Origin of the sequence: Shewanella acanthi, from assembly GCF_019457475.1 — a bacterium.
In the GTDB taxonomy this organism is placed as follows: domain Bacteria; phylum Pseudomonadota; class Gammaproteobacteria; order Enterobacterales; family Shewanellaceae; genus Shewanella; species Shewanella acanthi.
Map to the genome: position 1 here is coordinate 2,070,834 of NZ_CP080413.1, position 18,683 is coordinate 2,089,516.

The 18,683-nt window shown below is 45.9% G+C and carries 16 protein-coding genes; 2 read left to right on the plus strand and 14 right to left on the minus strand.

What is annotated here, in order from left to right:
• Positions 1–32: 32 nt before the first annotated feature.
• The 5 genes from K0H61_RS09085 to K0H61_RS09105 form a co-directional block, all read right to left on the minus strand.
• Positions 33–3,182 (minus strand): efflux RND transporter permease subunit, encoded by a 3,150-nt coding sequence (locus tag K0H61_RS09085; protein WP_220048776.1) that lies wholly within the window; start codon positions 3,180–3,182, stop codon positions 33–35.
• Complete coding sequence (locus K0H61_RS09090; protein ID WP_220048777.1) at positions 3,182–4,441, minus strand: efflux RND transporter periplasmic adaptor subunit; 1,260 nt, start codon at positions 4,439–4,441, stop codon at positions 3,182–3,184. The genes K0H61_RS09085 and K0H61_RS09090 overlap by 1 nt, the downstream gene beginning before the upstream one ends.
• A 515-nt stretch (positions 4,442–4,956) precedes the next feature.
• On the minus strand, positions 4,957–5,715 hold the full coding sequence (locus K0H61_RS09095) for a tRNA-uridine aminocarboxypropyltransferase (RefSeq protein WP_220048779.1): 759 nt from the start codon (positions 5,713–5,715) through the stop codon (positions 4,957–4,959).
• 266 nt (positions 5,716–5,981) lie between these two features.
• Complete coding sequence (gene pssA, locus K0H61_RS09100; protein WP_220048781.1) at positions 5,982–7,295, minus strand: CDP-diacylglycerol--serine O-phosphatidyltransferase; 1,314 nt, start codon at positions 7,293–7,295, stop codon at positions 5,982–5,984.
• A gap of 11 nt (positions 7,296–7,306) precedes the next feature.
• Positions 7,307–7,639 (minus strand): DUF1904 domain-containing protein, encoded by a 333-nt coding sequence (locus K0H61_RS09105; RefSeq protein ID WP_220048782.1) that lies wholly within the window; start codon positions 7,637–7,639, stop codon positions 7,307–7,309.
• Between the two features lie 416 nt (positions 7,640–8,055).
• On the opposite strand from K0H61_RS09105, the gene K0H61_RS09110 reads away from it, so the two are divergent.
• The gene (locus K0H61_RS09110; protein WP_220048784.1) at positions 8,056–8,232 is read left to right on the plus strand and encodes a hypothetical protein; all 177 of its coding nucleotides are present in this window, start codon (positions 8,056–8,058) and stop codon (positions 8,230–8,232) included.
• Positions 8,210–9,895, plus strand: a complete 1,686-nt coding sequence (gene dacB / locus K0H61_RS09115; protein WP_258405930.1) for a D-alanyl-D-alanine carboxypeptidase/D-alanyl-D-alanine endopeptidase — start codon at positions 8,210–8,212, stop codon at positions 9,893–9,895. Before K0H61_RS09110 ends, dacB begins: the two co-directional genes overlap by 23 nt.
• Before the next feature lie 140 nt (positions 9,896–10,035).
• Here the strand turns inward: dacB and K0H61_RS09120 are convergent, their stop codons facing one another.
• From K0H61_RS09120 to cmk, 9 genes are all read right to left on the minus strand, one after another.
• Positions 10,036–11,793, minus strand: coding sequence for an acyl-CoA dehydrogenase C-terminal domain-containing protein (locus K0H61_RS09120; protein ID WP_220048786.1), 1,758 nt, complete (start codon positions 11,791–11,793; stop codon positions 10,036–10,038).
• A gap of 273 nt (positions 11,794–12,066) precedes the next feature.
• The gene (locus K0H61_RS09125) at positions 12,067–12,609 is read right to left on the minus strand and encodes a DUF2058 domain-containing protein (protein ID WP_220048787.1); all 543 of its coding nucleotides are present in this window, start codon (positions 12,607–12,609) and stop codon (positions 12,067–12,069) included.
• Positions 12,610–12,637: 28 nt separating this feature from the next.
• Positions 12,638–13,465 carry an SDR family oxidoreductase gene (locus K0H61_RS09130; protein ID WP_220048789.1) on the minus strand — a complete coding sequence of 276 codons (828 nt, stop codon included), beginning with the start codon at positions 13,463–13,465 and terminating at the stop codon, positions 12,638–12,640.
• Positions 13,466–13,514: 49 nt separating this feature from the next.
• Positions 13,515–14,210, minus strand: coding sequence for an orotidine-5'-phosphate decarboxylase (gene pyrF, locus K0H61_RS09135; protein ID WP_220048791.1), 696 nt, complete (start codon positions 14,208–14,210; stop codon positions 13,515–13,517).
• A gap of 44 nt (positions 14,211–14,254) precedes the next feature.
• Entirely contained in the window at positions 14,255–15,415 is a 1,161-nt protein-coding gene (gene lapB, locus K0H61_RS09140) for a lipopolysaccharide assembly protein LapB (RefSeq protein ID WP_220048793.1), read from the minus strand.
• Position 15,416: 1 nt separating this feature from the next.
• Positions 15,417–15,692: a LapA family protein gene (locus K0H61_RS09145; RefSeq protein ID WP_220048795.1), complete on the minus strand. Its 276-nt coding sequence runs from the start codon at positions 15,690–15,692 to the stop codon at positions 15,417–15,419.
• Between the two features lie 122 nt (positions 15,693–15,814).
• Positions 15,815–16,102, minus strand: a complete 288-nt coding sequence (gene ihfB, locus K0H61_RS09150) for an integration host factor subunit beta (RefSeq protein ID WP_220048796.1) — start codon at positions 16,100–16,102, stop codon at positions 15,815–15,817.
• A gap of 73 nt (positions 16,103–16,175) precedes the next feature.
• Entirely contained in the window at positions 16,176–17,843 is a 1,668-nt protein-coding gene (gene rpsA, locus K0H61_RS09155) for a 30S ribosomal protein S1 (protein WP_089067834.1), read from the minus strand.
• A gap of 116 nt (positions 17,844–17,959) precedes the next feature.
• Positions 17,960–18,652, minus strand: coding sequence for a (d)CMP kinase (cmk, locus tag K0H61_RS09160; RefSeq protein WP_220048798.1), 693 nt, complete (start codon positions 18,650–18,652; stop codon positions 17,960–17,962).
• Positions 18,653–18,683 lie beyond the last annotated feature (31 nt).

An 18,683-nucleotide genomic window follows, 5' to 3' on the forward strand; every position in this document is an offset into this window, starting at 1 on the left:
CGGCACGATTCCACATTAATGAGCACCAAGATTTATCCACGGCTAACCTCCTCTATCGAAGGTGATACCTGCGAGGCTTGCTCACTGAGATGTTTCTTCTTACTGAATCCCGACATTGTCACAAAAAATAAGGGCACAAAAACAATCCCTATGGTCGTAGCCAGTAGCATTCCCCCTAAAATGGGCAGTGAAATTGACTGACGACTCACCGCACCAGGGCCTGAAGATAACACTAAGGGTAATACCCCAAGAATAAATGCCATCGAGGTCATTAAGATAGGACGAAAACGCATGGTCGCGGCCTCAAGGGCTGCAGCGATGCGGGTCTTACCCTGCTGATGTAATTGATTGGCAAATTCGACTATTAAGATCGCATTTTTCGCCGCCATACCAATCAAGGCTATAAAGGCCACTTGGAAGAAGAGATTTGTCTGCATGCCACTCACAAAAGTAATGACCGATGCCCCTAACAGCGCAATGGGGGCAATAAGCAATACCGCAACGGGAATGCTCCAGCTCTCGTAAAGCGCGGCTAAGAATAAAAATACAAATAACAGCGCAAGCCCGATGGCAATGCCCGTTTGATTAGCCGATTGCACTTCCTGATAGGTAATGCCCGTCCACTCATACTTAAATTCATCGGGTAATATAGGACGCGATACTCGCTCAATGGCCTCGATCACCTCACCCGTGGCATAGCCTGTGGCCGGAGTGACATTGATAGAAGCACTGGAAAACAGATTGTAATGGGTGACCGATGAGGGCCCAACGGTATAATCGTATTTTGCCAATACCCCAATGGGCACCATGGCACCGCTCGAAGAACGTACATAATAATCTTTAATTTGATGCGGGAACTGACGGTAGCTTTCTTCCGCTTGAATTTTTACCCGATAAACACGGCCAAAGAGGTTGAAATCATTGACAGTAGAAGAATCCGTTAAGGTTTTAATCGTACTGTAGATATCACCCACGTTGACGCCAATCGCCATCGCCTTAGCTTCATCGACGGATAAATGCAGTTGTGGAATCGCACTTTGCAGTGACACGTTTGCATTGGCTACTTCGGGTTGAAGTTTTAGTTGTTCAACTAACTCGTTGGCCGTCTCGATTAATCCTTCAAAATGGGTTCCCGAGGTGTCTTGCAGTTGCATTTCCACCCCAGAACCATTACCGAGACCCGGTACGGCCGAAGGTAAATACAAATTAAATTCCGCCTCGAGTACATTTTTTAGATCGCGGTCAATTTCCTTCATCACCGATTGCACTGTGGCATTGCTCTCTTCGCGCTCGGCCCATGGCTTTAACACCACTTCAAATTGACCATTTGCTTGGTTAGCGCCGGAGCGACGGTTTTCCCCTGCGAGCGTAAAGGAGTAAGCTACGGCAGGATTTGCCCGCACATAGTACTCCGCCTTTTTCAAAATCGCTTCAGTCCGATTAACCGTAGAACCATCAGGCAAGGTCATGTCGATAAAGAAACGCCCCTGATCTTCATCCGGCATAAAACTGCTCGGCAGATGGGACATAATAAAATAAGTGCCACCAAACATGATGATAAACGCTAAATAACTGCGTTTGGCGTATTTATTGGTCAAAGCAACCAAGCCGACATACTGATTGGTGCCTATATCGAGTTTAGTGTTAAGCCAATGGAAGATGCCTTTCTCAGGCGCTTTACCCGGTTTAAGTAATAACGCACACAGCGCGGGGCTTAACGTGAGCGCGACTAGGGTTGAAATCAGTACCGCCACCGTAATCGCCACCGCAAATTCGCGGTACATAATGCCCGTGATCCCCGCTAAAAATGATACAGGCACAAATACCGCGCAGAGCACTAAGCTGGTAGCAACCAAAGCACCAGAGAGTTCCTTCATCGCATGGCGTGTAGCTTCCATCGCAGACATTGCCTTTTCATGGATAAGCCGCTCCACATTCTCGACCACCACAATCGCATCATCGACCACAATACCAATGGCTAACACTAAGGCGAGTAAACTAACGGTATTAATGGTAAAGCCAAAGGCAAGCATCGCTGCTAAGGTGCCAATTAATGAGACGGGCACCGCTATGGCGGGGATTAAAGTGGCGCGCACATTCTGTAAAAACAGGTACACCACAAAGACCACAAGCACCAGTGCTTCTATCAGCGTGTGGATTACTTCATCAATGGATTCTTGAATAAAAATCGACGCATCATAAAATACCTCCCACTTTATGCCCTGAGGGAACTTTTGTGACAGCTCAGTCATGGTCTCTTTGACTTTACGGGTCACCTCTAGTGCATTGGCTCCAGGCAACAAATAGACCTGTAAAATCGTGGCATTTTGACCATTAAGTTGGGATTGCAGTGTGTAGGCTGACGAGCCTAATTCGACCCCCGCAATATCCCTTAAGCGAATAATCGAACCGTCGGGATTGGCCCTGACGATAATTTCATTAAATGCCTGCACCGAACTTAAACGCCCAGCCACGCTGATGGGCAAAGTTAAACTGATGTCATCGCTATTGGGCTGAGTGCCAATGGTGCCCGCGGGGGATTCCTTATTCTGAGCTTTAATGGCACTTATCACATCGGATGTGGTTAGGCTGTAGCCCGCCATGGCATCGGGTTTTAGCCAAATTCGCATAGCATAGCTACGCGATCCCGTATTACGGGTGCGCCCCACACCAGGGATACGCCTTAATGCCGATTCAATATTGATGGTGGCGTAGTTACTTAAGTAGATTTCATCGAACCTTTCATCGTCCGAGGTGAGCGCAAGTTTGAGAAGCTCGACCGATGAATCCTTAGAGACGGTCACCCCTTCGGTTTGCACATCGATGGGTAATCCACCCGAGGCCTGCTGCGCCGAGTTTTGTACATCCACCGCAGCCAGATCCGCATTCGTTCCCACATCGAAGGTGATGGTCACGCTAGTGCCACCCGAGTTGGTACTTTTAGAGCTCATATAAATCATATTTGGCACACCGTTGACCTCCTGTTCTAACGGTGTTGCTACGGATTCGGCCGCCGTTGTTGAGCTAGCACCAGGATAGGAAGCTGAGATTGTCACCTGCGGCGGTGTAATATAGGGGTACTGATCGACTGGCAATTTAAACATCGCGATCACCCCAAGTAGAACAATCACAATGGAGATCACGCTGGCAAAAATGGGACGACTGATAAAGAACTGCGCCATTATTTTTGCTCCTGCTTCTTCTGCTCCAAGGCTTGGCTCTTCAGCGCATCGGCTTTGGTGAGCTCATCTTGCTTCTCTGCATATTCCTTGGCACTTAGCGGCTCTGCAATTTGCCCATGGCGAACACGGTGCATGCCTTCGGTTATCACCATCTCACCCGCTTTTAAGCCACTTTTCACCACTACACCTTCTATCCCTTGATGGTCAATCACAATAAACCGCCGCTCTACCGTGTTATCGGGAAGCACAACCATGACGTAGACCCCGCCCTGATCGACCTGAGTCGCCTTTTGTGGGATAACAATGGCATTGGGGACTTCGGATAATTTGATCCGCACATTCGTGTATTGACCAGGCAGAAGTTCTTTCTCTGGGTTAGGCAGAATCGCCCTCACCTCGAAAGTGCCTGTATTCGGGTTCACTTGGGGATCAGTAAAACTCACATCCCCTAAATAGCGATATTCACTGTTATCGGGCAGAGTGATCCGCACAAACCCTGCTAAGGCCTTACCTTCGACTTCCGCTTCCTTTTTGGCCGAATAACTGGTGAGGCGGCGCTGGGCGTTAAGGTAATCGAGCGCCGACATATTGAAACTGACATAAATCGGGTCAACCTGCTTCACCCGAGTCAATAGGGATTGCCCCTTACTGCCGACTAAGGCACCGATATCCACCTCAGAACGGCTGACTAGACCTGCAATCGGTGCCTTAATTTCGGTATAACTTAATTCGAGTTCGGCTTCTTCAACTTCAGCGCGGCTTGCGGTCAAATTAGAGCGGGCCTGTGCAAGGGCCGATAACGCATTGTCATAGTCTAATTGGCTCGCCGCATCCTGTTCATAGAGGGGTTTTAGTCGTTTAACGTCACGCTCAGCCTTTTCGACAATCGCCTGCTGGGACGACAATTTTGCCTTAAGACGATTCACCACAGCCACATAGGGTTTATTATCGATTTGATAGAGTAACTCACCTGCCTTAACGGCACTCCCCTCGACGAAACGTTTTTCTTCGACAAAACCATCGACTCGGGCGCGAACTTCAACATCTAAGGAGGCCTGCGTTACCCCAATATAGTTACCATAAAGTGGAACCGTGGCAGTGGTAACCTTTTCGACCACCACCATTTTCGGGGATATTTTAACCTCGGTTTTACCACAGGAGCTGATTGACAGACATAAGAGCACAATACCGCTAAGGTAAAGTGGGAAGGATAGGCGTCGTGAAACAAAAACATCACTACTTACACAAGATTGAGGCATATGCATATCCTGCATTCTAAAGACGATGGAACCAGCTCAACACACGTGTGGGGTTAAACGGTTTTTAACGGATTTTAGTCGGCTCGAGGTAACATCCTGTGAACCAATGCAAATTCAGTGTAAGGCAAAGTATCAGAAAATTGAAACCTAAAAATCCATCGTCTCAATGATTTGTGATGTATACAAAGTAAAATAACTCACTGAGTTAGATTCCAAAGGCCGCATTAAAAACGCTATAGAGCCTGTTTCACCTTCGTATAACACTGAGCTTGTGATATGCGTTTTGTATAGAATTTAACGGAAGAATTAAACTGACTCTCGATTAAGATTTACACGGTAGAAGTCAAATGCAGCACGGTTGGGGGGAAAAATGAACCCATGTTAAACTGAGCATATCTGAAAACCCAAAGTCATTATTTTGTATTAGCACTCCTAAATGTGCAGCCTTTATTCCATATAAAAGGCGAGTATTATGGCTAATACTCGCCTTTTTAATCATTCATACCGCACGTTTGTTAACTTAACAGTGCCTCACTGTACGCCGCTTCTAAGGCATCGGTAAAGGTATCAATCGGCAAGATATCTTCGCTACAACGGCGGTTTCGGCCAAGTAATGACGATTCAACGAACAAATCGAACCATGCACTTAACACTTTACCGTTGGCCTCTTCTCCAATCGCCGCCAGTGCCAGAGATGCAACTTCCGCAGTCCCTAGTTGAAAATCATGGCTGCCCTTTCGCAGTGCATAGGTTGCCAGTGTGTCGGGATCGAAGGATAACATCGGAATATCCTGCAAATATGGACTCTTACGGAACATCTTAATGGCCTCACGCCAACTACCATCGAGCATGATCAGCAGCGGTCGCTTACCGACTGGCAGCGATTCCATCGGTACTTGCTTTAACACAACTTGACCATTATCGGCATACTGCGAAGGAAAAACCAAAAAGGGTTGATAATCGTCAGACTTTAATAACGAAAGTAGCTCAGGATGAGGTTCGGTACGATTCCATAAAAATGCATGAGTGTCGGGGATGAGATCGGCAATTAGGCGGCCACTATTGGTCGGTTTAAGCACTTCATCGTTGTACATAACAAGCAAAAAGCTCGCCTGTGTCTGCAATTGACGACGCAGCGCACAGGTACAAAATTGCTCCCCTAATAAACACAGGTGACAACGAATCAGTTTTTTTCCACGGGCGCCAAAGGGCTTAGTGGACAACGATTTGCGGTATGCATATAAGCGATGAACCGCGTGGGGAGCTAACGCCATAACAGCCAAATCTCTCATAGGTATGACAATGGCGCTGTCGAAACAAACAGGCCGGTTTTTTCGATGGCGAAGTGTATCCTTTGCTTTGCTGCCATGCAATCGACTGCACTGCGTGCTATCGAAAATCGCTATAAGCTTATAAGGCCACGGTTCACGGCCACTTAACGGCCTTCAGCAATCCTTTCCTAGATTATTTCAATGTCCGAGCATAAAAAAGCCCATCAGTGGATGGGCTTTTATTGAAACAACGTCAACGACGAGTGCAACTAGAGGATGCGTCTTAATAAAAAGTCGGCTTTTAATCGTCTGATCCGTGTCATGATTTTTTTAACCGGCGCAGGATAGTTTTGCAAAGTATCCACTTGGCTATAGTGATATAACCTTTGGGTATGCTCGAGGATATGGGCTTGCTCTGCCTCAAACTGTGCTTTCCAGCAACCGCTTTCATCCTGTAATAACAGACCATTTTCTAAATCTAATGCCCAGGCCCTAGGGTTAAGGTTTGAACCTGTAATCAAATGGCGTTTACCATCGGCACTGATACCTTTTAAATGGTAACTGTTCACCCCGTGCTTCCACAGATGAATATTGAGTTGACCATTATCGATTGCCCACTGCTGACGCTTTGCAAACTTGCGCAGTGACTGCTCGTAGAGGTATGGCAGCGCACCTATGGTGGAGAATTCCTTCTCAGGCGGAATATAAAAATCATTTGCCGTTTTATCACCCACGACGATATCAATTCGCTTACCCTTGCGTAAGTGCTTAGCTAATGCACGCACTAAGACATAGGGTGGATTAAAGTAAGGCGTACAGATAAACAACGCTTCTTTTGATTCTTCAACCATGGCAATCACCGTTTTATTCAACAGGTTATGCTTACGGCCGAGTCCTAAGAGTGGCGTTATCCGATTACCAGTGCGGGTACCTTCAAACTCGTATTGTGCCTTCGAGAGACGTTGTTTATAGCTGCGGATATCGTTTTTAGGCGGCAAAACTTCAAGCTGCGCATCTTGAGTAAGTGACGATACTGCAGGGTCGGCAATAATATGTCGCTGGATCATAGTCCGCATACTTCGAGCCAGTTCAGCGGATTCAATCACATGATATCGGTCAAAGCGGTATTTTTCATATTGCTGCAGGTAGATATTATTCAGGCTAGCACCGCTGTAAATCACCGCATCGTCGATGATAAAGCCCTTAAGGTGTAACACGCCCATAAATTCACGGGATTTAACCGGCACGCCCATGATATCAATAGGATGCAGAGCCTCAGCCATCACCCTGCGATACATGAGGTAATTACCACTGTCGCCCTTGTGTCCAATTAGTCCACGGCGCGCACGGTGAAAATCCACTAAGATTTTGATATCTAATGCCGGATTATTCGCCTTAGCTGCCATTAACGCGCTAAGGACCTCACGCCCAGCTTCATCATCTTCAAGATATAACGCCGCGATATAGATGCTGTCCTTTGCATTTGCGATACGTGTCAGCAACTCCGCCTTAAAACGGCAAGGCATGAGTAACCAAGTTACTGCCTCGGGTTGAACGGCTATTCCACCAAGCTTAGTGAGCAAGGTATCCTCCTTTAAACATGCTGACTTCCTCTATAAGATGCACTTGAGGTGAGTGATAGAAACATCACCACTATATGACTCATCTCTGGATAGGCTTCTGCCACTGCCAGTCTTATTGTTTGTTCTACTTTTAAATGGATATCGGGATCGACAGGAAACCAAAGCAATTCAATTTGGACAAAACGTTGATCAATACGACCATTTCGATAACTGATGCTGGGGTTCCAATCTAATGTAAAACTGTCTGCACTACCTTTACATATAGCCGCCAAAGACTGCAGTAATGTTTGGCTAAGCTCTGCAACGACCGCCTGCGGCAGACCGCGCATACTAATATGAGGCATGATAAGTTGTGGTTACCTGGGATCCTAAAATCATAAGGGGTAGAAATTACCGACTTCGTTCAGACTCGGCAAGAGGTTTTGGCAAAAACCCAGAGCAAACATCACTATTTTGCTGTTAATTTGAGCATTTATTATCGCTAAATCCCAAAATGAGCACGAAAAGGGCAACTGATGTTTTTAACATGATAACGTAAATTCAAGCTGATTTTGTGGTATCAGGCTATAGGGATGAATCTATACAAGTGCTAAACACGACTATGGAAACTAAGTTGCCAATTGGCTCACAAAATCAGGTTTTTAGTCGCGTTTAACTTTTCTAGCCATCCCGTAAGCTTAAATTTTAACGTAGACTCAGCGTAATACACCGCTTATTTCGGCGGCATTGCCATTGCCCATTAATGAGATGCACCACTTACATGAATAAACCCATATTATTGACCCTCGCCCTCACACTGGTACTAGCTTGGGGTATCTTCCATTTTAAAACTCAGCTTGGGTTACTGATCCTCCCCCTATTTATTGTATTAGTACTCTTTGTTACCTTAAGGCTTTATCGTCTCATGGAAAAAGATGATGACAGTTCAGACCGCTAGCAAAATCAGCATCTTTGGGGTTAACAAGAATCGATTGTCTGATCGGTTCAATATTGTCAGTTCGGCTGCCATTTTAGTATCGTGCACATTTTTAAGTTTACCCTCATCGGCTACATTCACCTTCGACGGCCAAGCACCAAAGCACAGTCAATCGCAACAAGGTCAATTTGAACAGCTGATTTTACCGTTGCTTCCACCACAATCGCAGGTATCTATCCTTGCGATTGACACTAACAGCAACGAAATCTTGTTAGAAAAACAAGCTGACACCCTACTCATTCCCGCAAGTACCCAAAAAGTGCTCACAGCCGTCACGGCGTTAGCAACCCTAGGGCATGATTACCGATATGAAACCCAACTCTTAACCAATGCGCCGCTACGGCAGGGACAAATTGCCGGGGATGTGTATCTTAAATTCAGTGGCGATCCCACCCTGTTACGGGAGGACCTAAATGCGCTTTTTGCCCATTTAAGTCAACAAGGGATCCATCGTATCAATGGGAATGTCATCCTCATCGGCGATACAAACGAGCAATTACAGGCGCCCGGCTGGGTATGGGATGATTTGGGGATCTGTTTTGCCGCCCCAGTTTCCCGTTTTATCATCGATCAAAACTGCGTCTATGGTGAATTTTTGCCTCAGCAAATCAAAACAAATGCAAACAAACCAGCAGCGCCTACGTCCAAGGTCACACTTAGAGCATCGAGTGCAGGCGTTAATGTTGATAATGAAGCCACGTATTCAAACCAAATAGACGATGAATTTTGTAAGTTAGCACTGCTCCCACTAGGACAAAATCGGTATCAACTTCGCGGTTGCTATTCTCACACTCAACCTCTGCCACTTGCGATTGCGATAACAGATCCACAGAAATTTGCCAAAGACAGTGTGCAGTCCCTTCTTAAAATCAACGGATTAACATCCGGACAAATTAAAATAGGCACTCACCTTCCTGCTAAAACCCAAGTTATCGCCAGTCATCGCTCAGCTCCACTGACCGAGTTGCTCGAAACTATGTTACTAAAATCAGACAACTTGATTGCCGACAGTTTGTTTAAGCTCGTTGGTGAGCGTCATTATCAAAGTCAGGGCACCTTTGAGCGCGGCGCGGCGGCGATGCGGGAAATTCTTACCGAATTGGGTATCGACCTTAATAGTGCCAATATTGTTGATGGTTCGGGGCTTTCCCGTTACAACTTACTGAGTGCGGCGCAGATCGCTCAGGTATTAACACTGATTGATAAGGAACCACGCTTTAGGGGGCTTAAACAACGTTTGCCAAAGTCCGGTGTCAGTGGGACCTTAAAGTATCGATTCGGCTTCACTACCCCTCCACTTAAAAACAAGGTTTTTGCAAAAACAGGTTCCATGCAGGGGGTATCAAATTTAGCCGGTTTTATGTCTCTCAATGACAGTAAACAAGCTGAAGTGAACCATTCTGAACCTCATCAAGCACACGAAATATTGTTCGTCATCCTTGAAAATGGCATTAGCCCTGAACGCAAAAAATCATCCCCTAAAACCTCAGTCACTGCCAATGTCCTCAGCGCCATGTTAAAGGGAATGCCAAGGGGGTCTGCGAGCAAGGCTAATAATGAGGTTAAGCCAGCGACTCAAACGAATCCGATAGCAAAGCGACAAGAAAAAATCCTCGGCAACTGATAATCCTATCGCCGATGAATTCTATGTCAGGAACATCGCCTGCTGAAGCGTTAATTGCACAGGCAGTGGTTTTTGAATGACTATAAAAAAGCACTGAATATTCAGTGCTTTTTTAGGATTAAATTGCAGGATTTATAAAGTTAGAACAACTCTGCTGGCATCGCCATAGTGCTGTCATCACCCGCTCGAACCTGCGCTAGGTGGAAATCTGCTTTTGGTAATAATTTGTCAAAGTAGAATTTCGCTAGGAAGTTTTTCTGCTCCACAAAAATACTGTCCTCATGTGTGGCGACTTTATCAACCATAGCTAACCAGAAGTAAGCGTAAACGGTATAACCGAAGGCATCTAAGAAATCGACAGCGCTAGCGTTGATCAATGCAGGTTGTTGAGTCTTATGCTCGTTAATGGTTTCAGCCACATCCACTAATGCGTCTAAACGGGCGCAAACAGCAGCCACGTTAACCGCATCAACGTTAGTGAATTCACGCATTTGACCTTTGATTTCAGATACAAATTCATTCAGCGCAGCCAGGTTATCCCCTGTCACTTTGCGGCCGAGGAAGTCGATAGCCTGGATACCGTTGGTGCCTTCATAGATTTGCGCAATTCGGGTGTCACGCACTAATTGCTCGATACCTGTTTCGCGGATATAACCATGACCGCCAAAGACTTGCTGAGCCATAATGGTGGCATCTAAACCACGGTCGGTTAAAAACGCCTTAGCTACAGGGGTTAATAACCCCACATAACGGGCCGCTTTAGCTTTGTCTTCGCCTTCACCGTATTTGGCGATATCCAGTTGCTTACCAGTGAATACCGATAATGCACGGCCGCCTTCGGTCATTGCGCGAATGGTTAACAGCATGCGACGCACATCGCCGTGAACGATAATGGGGTCTGAATCACTGCCAGTGGGTGAGCCGCCAGCAGCAACACCTTGATTACGCTCTTTGGCATAATCGGCCGCCATTTGGTAAGCCGCCTGCGCACTACCTAACCCTTGAATACCAATGGCTAAACGCTCGTAGTTCATCATAGTAAACATACAAACCAGGCCACGGTTTGGCTCGCCAACTAAATAACCTTTTGCCTCATCGAAGTTCATCACACAGGTTGCAGATCCCTTAAGACCCATCTTATGCTCGATTGAACCCACGCTTACGCCATTCGCGTCACCTAAGCTGCCATCGGCATTTACAGCGATTTTAGGCACGAGGAACAGCGAAATCCCCTTGCTGTCTGGTAATTTAGCCAACACTAAGTGAATGACATTATCAGTTAAATCGTGGTCACCACCTGTGATGAAGATTTTGCTGCCGGTAATGGCGTAGCTGCCATCATCGAGTGGAACAGCTTTAGTGCGGATGTTGCGTAAGTCAGAACCGGCTTGAGGCTCAGTCATGTCCATCGCGCCAGACCATTCGCCGCTGTATAGCTTTGGTAAATAGGTTTCTTTAAGGTCTTCACTTCCATGAGCATTGATACATAACGCAGCACCTGCCGTTAATGAACCATATAGGGTGAAAGCGTTACATGCGCTATAACCCATTTCATCAACTAACACACCCAGCATTTTTGGCATGCCCATACCACCAAACTCGGGATCGCCACACAATCCAATCCAGCCGCCTTGGGAATATTGCTCATATACTGAGGTATAACCGTCGGGGGTAATGACCTTATCGCCATCGTGCAATACACCCTGCTCATCACCAGGACGGTTTAACGGATGAATTAATTCAGAGCTGATTTTCGCAGCCTCTTCAAGAATGGCGTTTGCAGTGTCGATATCGACCATTTCAGCAATATCTGCCAGTTGAGACCAGGTTGTAGGCGCATCAAAAACCTGTTCCAGTAAGAAACGCATATCAGTCAGTGGAGCTTGGTAGGGATTCATTAGTATCACTCGTAAACGTGAGATTTAAACGGTTGTTTCAATCTATACCAGTTCAAAGGAGAAAACAATCTCATTACAAATTCACAGTACAATTATCTGTTTAGATTGAGATGACCATCTTTTTTGCAAGGCATAAAAAAACCCTTAAATGTTTTTTAAGGGTTTTTAATCTAAAAATAAATGTAACTGATTGCCGGGCTAAAACTCACGCTCAATCGACCATTACAGCTAAGGAGTAGACAGCTGCGCATTTAAACTATGCTGAAAAAGCCATTACCACATTAAATCATCGGGAATAGCGTAATCGGCATAGGGGTCGTCTTCTTCAATAACTTGCTTGTTATCGTCTGCTTGCCACAGATAGCCACACCATTGTGGTACGAGTAAGTTAACACGCTCAGCCAGTTTATGCGGCACCAGATAGCTTTTATCCTCATAACGCACAATGCCTAATTGACCTTTCAGCAGCTGAGACTGGATCTTGTCGTCGATATACACAGCGTAAATTTTATTTTCGAGGGTATAGTTAAACTTAATCTCAGCATGTGTGGGTATAGTGATCGCAAACTTCGTGAATTCAGTCACTAAGCCACGAACTTGACCACGGGCCGACGCTTCGGCAAAACGCTGTTCATTAAGTATTCTGTCTTTTTCGGCTTGCAGACGTTTCTGTTCGGCAATTTCCTGCTTAAAAGCACTTGAGCCATCATCCACACGGGATTTCTTGTCGCGACGCTTTTGGGTTTTTACATCACGTACTTTTTGTTTACTGGCAAGTCCAGCCTTCAATAGCTGCTCTTGTAATGCATTAGCCATGGATTTTCACCCGCTATCTTTAAAAAAATTAATGACCAGTCTTTTGTGCAATGTCACTCAATGTCGTCATCGCCGCGCTTGCACCGCCTAATGACCAACCACCATCAACGGGCAACACTACACCCGTAATATAAGATGCGTACTGCGAGCCAAGGAATAAGGCCGCATTTGCAATATCTTGACCAACACCATTACGTTTTAATGGCACAGAATTAGCCACTTGTTGCTGCAAGGCCTCACTGGGTGCCAAACGGTTAAAACCTTCAGTATCTGAAATCGGTCCTGGCACAATAGAGTTAATGCGGATACCTTCACAGCCCCATTCGATAGCAAGGGTACGGGTTAACATATCAACACCAGCTTTCGCTGCGCACACGTGGGCCTGCATTGGCATAGCGATTGATGCCTGCGGTGCAGAAATCTGAATAATATTTCCCTGTGGGCGACGCATCAGTGGATAAGCGGTTTTAAGCACTTGGAAGCTCCCTAAAAGGTCGATGTCCATCACTGACTTAAAGCCATTGGCTGAAAGCTTAGCCGCTGTCGCAGGGAAGTTACCCGCAGCGCCGCTCACCAACACATCAATTAACCCAAATGCTTTGGCAATATTATCAAAACCCTGCTCAACGGCGGCCAAATCACGCACATCGAAACTCACACCAAAATGCAGTCCCTCGGGATGGGCTTGTTTTAGCTGAGCAACTGCCGCATCCACTTTATCTTGGCTACGGCTTGCCACAGCAACGTTAGCACCGGCCTTAGCAAATTCAATAGCAATACACAGGTTAATACCGCTGGTACCGCCTACCACGACTACGTTTTGGCCTTGGTAATTAATTAATGAAGTCTGCTGCATGGGATCTCCTTATTATTTTGTCACGCAGGCTTAATGCCCAAAAGCGGCATTAAGCTAAAGATTGATGAATTGCCTGCAAAGCTGCTAATGGATCTGCTGCTTTAGTGATAGGACGACCAATTACTAAATAATCGGAACCCGCCGCTATCGCTTGTGGTGGCGTCATGACTCGGTGTTGGTCACCTACATCGCTTCCAACGGGACGAATACCAGGTGTCACCAATTTAAAGTCTTGACCTAATAACGTCTTAAGTACAGTTGCCTCTTGGGCAGAGCACACTACGCCATCCAGACCTGCTTGTTGAGTCAGTTTAGCCAAACGTTGTACGTGCTCAAATGCAGGCACATCAATACCGATTAATTTAAGGTCATCGTCGCTCATTGAAGTTAATACCGTTACTGCAATCAGCATTGGCGCATCGCTGCCATAGGGCTGTAATGCTTTTTTGGCAGCTTCCATCATCGCAAGACCGCCACTGGCATGGACGTTGGTCATCCAAACGCCAAGCTCAGCCGCTGCTGTGACAGCTTTGGCCACAGTATTAGGAATATCGTGAAATTTTAAATCGAGGAATAAATCGAAGCCACGGTCGTGAATATCTTTGACTAATTGTGGACCAAACAGGGTAAACATTTCCTTACCCACTTTGAGGCGACACATGTTGGGATCGAGCTGGTCTATCAGTGCTAATGCTTGGTTTTTATTATCGTAATCAAGTGCTACGAGGATAGGTTTAGTCGTCATCATCTCTCCAACGGGTTTTACACTAACGAGGGTATTTCAATGGGTTATTCACCGTCTAAACCGCGAATACGTTTTATGGTTCCCCAATGCTTGCACGAGGGGCAATGCCAATAAAGGCTATGGGAGGGGAAACCACAATCTTTACAACGGTAACTAGGACGGAATTTAATTTGTTGTTCTACGAGTTGCTCAAGCATAGTTAAACTTTGTTTCGCTTGCCCCTCCTCTGCTTGGCTTAAATGAAGCTGCATTAAATGTTGGAAGCCCCTCATGGTGGGATGGCGATAAAGCGCATCAAGCACCATGGTTTCAGCAGCTTTGATATCGTTTTGAGCAATCAAGTGATGCGCCAGTGCAACCACAACGGATGCGCCCGCCCCCGCGGCCATAGCACCCGCCAATAATTCCTGATACCCCTCTTTATCCTCAGTGTCGCGAAACACTTGTTTGGCGGTAGGCAATGCATCGGCAAAGAGCTCAATATCAGCTTGTTTAAGCGCAATTAACATGGATTTGCACTGGGTATAATCCTTCATCTCGAGGAATTTTTTGGCCAGAGTTAACAGTGCTCGACCACAGTTTGGATCTTGTTTCAAAGCCTGTTGCAGTAATTTTATCTTGTCAGCTTCATCACTAGTTTCATCCGCTAGCTGGCAATAGAAATGCGCAATTGTGGGTTTAAGTGCTTGCTGACGCTTACGGCTTAATCGCCTTGTAATATCAATGGCTTTTTGCCATTCCTTAATAACCTGATAAATCGTAATAAGCTGGGTTTCTGACTCTTCACTGTGATCGTCCTGACTCACCAAATTTAAGAATATCTCTTCGGCGCGGTCATAAAATCCCGCCGCAAGGTAATCTTTACCCAGTTCCATCATGGCGATATCTCGCTGCTCATTGGTCAGCGAAGGCCTTGCAATCAAATTTTGATGGATTCGAATAGAACGGTCCACTTCGCCCCGTTTGCGAAAAAGTGAACCTAAGGATAAATGGGTATCGATGGTTTCATCATCGACATCTAGCATGCTAATAAACAGATCTACTGCTTTATCAGATTCGTTAGAAAGCAGAAAGTTAAGCCCTGTGAAATAATCACGGCTCATTTGCTTACGTTGGTTAGTTTGGTTCTGCCTAATGCTCCGTCGCCCCATATACCAGCCATAGCCGGCGGCGATCGGTAACAACAGGAAGAGGATTTCTAGCATATTAGACGTCTACACATTGGGTCGTTTTGGCAAGTTGTGCGTTCAATTTCTTTTTAGTGCTCGCCAACGCGAATTTAAGTCTGACGATATAATAGCTTGCGACTAACCAACTCAGCATAAAGCCTGCAAAAAACACTACCGCTAACACAACAGGTAAACGAAATTCACCCTGGGCCACAAAGTAACTGATGGTCACGACTTGTTCATTCCGCGCACCAAAGATTAAGGCCACAATAAATAACAGCGCCACGATGACGGTTGCGACAAAAGATTTCACGTCGTTCTCCCTTGAACCTGTGCAATGGAATGATTATCCAAGAATTTTGCAGGGCTGACCAGCATTGCCTTGCATTAGGTATAAAAAAGCCCCCTTTCGGAGGCTTTTTATGAGACGTTTAATTACGCATTGATTGCATCAACACGCTCGCGCAGTTCTTTGCCTGGCTTAAAGTGCGGGACATACTTACCTTCCAACTCGACTGAAGATCCAGTCTTAGGATTGCGACCAGTACGCGGAGCACGATAATGAAGCGAGAAACTACCAAAGCCACGGATCTCGATACGATCTCCGGTTTCTAATGTTGTTGCCATTTGCTCCAACATTTCTTTGATTGCGCCTTCAACCTCTTTCGCCGACAGCTGCGACTGCCTGGTGGCGAGTTTTTCGATCAGTTCGGATTTTGTCATCCTTGCTATCCCCTATTATCAAGCCAAACACAGACGCCTTTAAAGGGGAGAAAACTCCCCAAACAACAGGCGATTATTTGCGAGCTGCTTTAAACGCTTCAGCCATAGCATTACTAATAACAGCGTCTTCTTGTTTATTCAAGGTCGCCATTACTTCTTTTTCTTCAGCTTCGTCTTTCGCTTTGATTGACAGGCTGATAGAACGGTTCTTACGGTCAACACCCATGAACTTAGCTTCGATAGCATCACCTACTGCGTAAACAGTAGATGCATCTTCGATGCGCTCACGGCTGATGTCAGCTACACGGATGTAACCTTCAACAGTGTCAGCCAGTTCAACAGTAACACCTTTAGCATCAACAGCAGAAACAGTACCGTTTACGATAGTACCTTTCTTCTTGTCAGCTAAGTAAGCGTTGAATGGATCGTCTTCAGTTTGCTTAACGCCTAAGCTGATACGCTCACGCTCTGGGTCAACAGAAAGAACCACTGCGTGGATTTCGTCGCCTTTCTTGTATTCAGAAACTGCGTCTTCGCCAGTACCGTTCCAAGAAATGTCAGACAGGTGAACTAAACCATCGATACCGCCGTCAAGACCGATGAAGATACCGAAGTCAGTGATTGACTTGATCTTACCAGAAACCTTGTCGCCTTTGTTGTAACGAGTTGCGAAGTCATCCCATGGGTTGGTCTTACATTGCTTCAGACCAAGAGAAATACGACGACGCTCTTCATCGATGTCCAGAACCAGAACTTCAACTTCATCACCTAAGTTAACCACTTTAGATGGGTGAATGTTCTTGTTAGTCCAATCCATTTCAGAAACGTGAACTAAACCTTCAACGCCTTCTTCGATTTCAACGAAACAGCCGTAGTCAGTCAGGTTAGTTACGCGACCAGTTAACTTAGTGTTTTCTGGGTAGCGTTTGCTGATTTCTAACCATGGATCTTCGCCAAGTTGTTTCAGACCTAAAGACACACGAGTGCGCTCACGATCGTACTTCAGAACTTTAACGTTGATTTCGTCACCAACGTTGACGATTTCAGATGGGTGTTTAACGCGTTTCCATGCCATATCAGTGATATGTAATAGACCGTCAACACCACCTAAATCTACGAATGCACCGTAGTCAGTCAGGTTCTTAACGATACCTTTAACTGCTTGACCTTCTTGCAGGTTTTCTAACAGTGCATCACGCTCAGCGCTGCTTTCTGATTCGATAACTGCACGACGAGAAACAACAACGTTGTTACGCTTCTGGTCTAGTTTGATAACTTTGAATTCTAATTCTTTGTACTCTAAGTGAGCGGTGTCGCGAACTGGGCGCACGTCAACTAGAGAACCTGGTAAGAAGGCACGGATACCGTTTAATTCAACAGTGAAACCGCCTTTCACTTTACCATTGATGATACCGATTACAGTTTCAGCATCTTCGTAAGCTTTTTCCAGAACGATCCAAGCTTCGTGACGTTTCGCTTTTTCGCGAGACAGTTGAGTCTCACCGAAGCCATCTTCAACAGAGTCAAGAGCTACGTCAACTTCATCACCCACTGCGATTTCTAAAACGCCTTGAGCGTTTTTGAATTGTTCAGCTGGGATTGGGCTTTCAGACTTCAGGCCCGCGTCAACCAGTACCATACCGTTTTCGATAGCAACAACAGTACCACGAACGATAGAACCTGGACGGAATTCCAGAGTTTGAAGGGATTGTTCAAATAGATCAGCAAAAGATTCAGTCATGTTTAAGTTACTTTAATGTAATAAACCACAGTCAATCCTAGACGTGGAGTCAGTCAAATAATCCGTATCATCCATAATACGAATGCCTATCCAGTCAATAACTTAGCTAAAAATACTTAGTTAACGTTGGATAATTTTTCGTTGATGTAATTGAGCGCGAGCTCAAGTACTTGGTCAATGCTTTTGTCACTGGTATCGATAATGAGCGCATCTTCGGCTGGGACCAAAGGGGCCACAGGTCGATTCATATCGCGGTCATCACGTTCGATAATCTCAGCTAAAAGGCGCTCGATATTAACATCGAAGCCCTTGTCCTGCAACTGATTATAGCGTCTTTGGGCCCGTTCCTCAGCTGAAGCAGTCAAATATAATTTAGCCGATGCCGTAGGGAAAACAACTGTTCCCATGTCACGGCCATCGGCGATTAATCCAGGTACTGCCCTGAAGGCTCGTTGGCGGCGTAATAGCGCTTCCCTTACCCTTGGGAAGGCCGCAACTTTTGAGGCAGCATTTGAGCACTCTTGGGTACGAATCGCTGTGGTGACATCCTCACCTTCTAAAATCACTTGAACCGGATCGGTATCATTACCCGTGAGGAATTTCACATCAAGGTGTGACGCGAGCAAGGTAATGGATTCTTCATTTTCCAGTTCAACATTGTGATGAATTGCGGCTAGCGCAAGTACTCGGTAAATTGCACCGCTATCAAGAAGTTGCCAACCAAGTTTCTTAGCCAACAATTGGCTAATTGTCCCTTTACCAGCACCGCTTGGGCCGTCGATTGTGACTACAGGAGCCCTTTCAGACATATTTTCCTCCGCAAAAAATAATCATCATCCG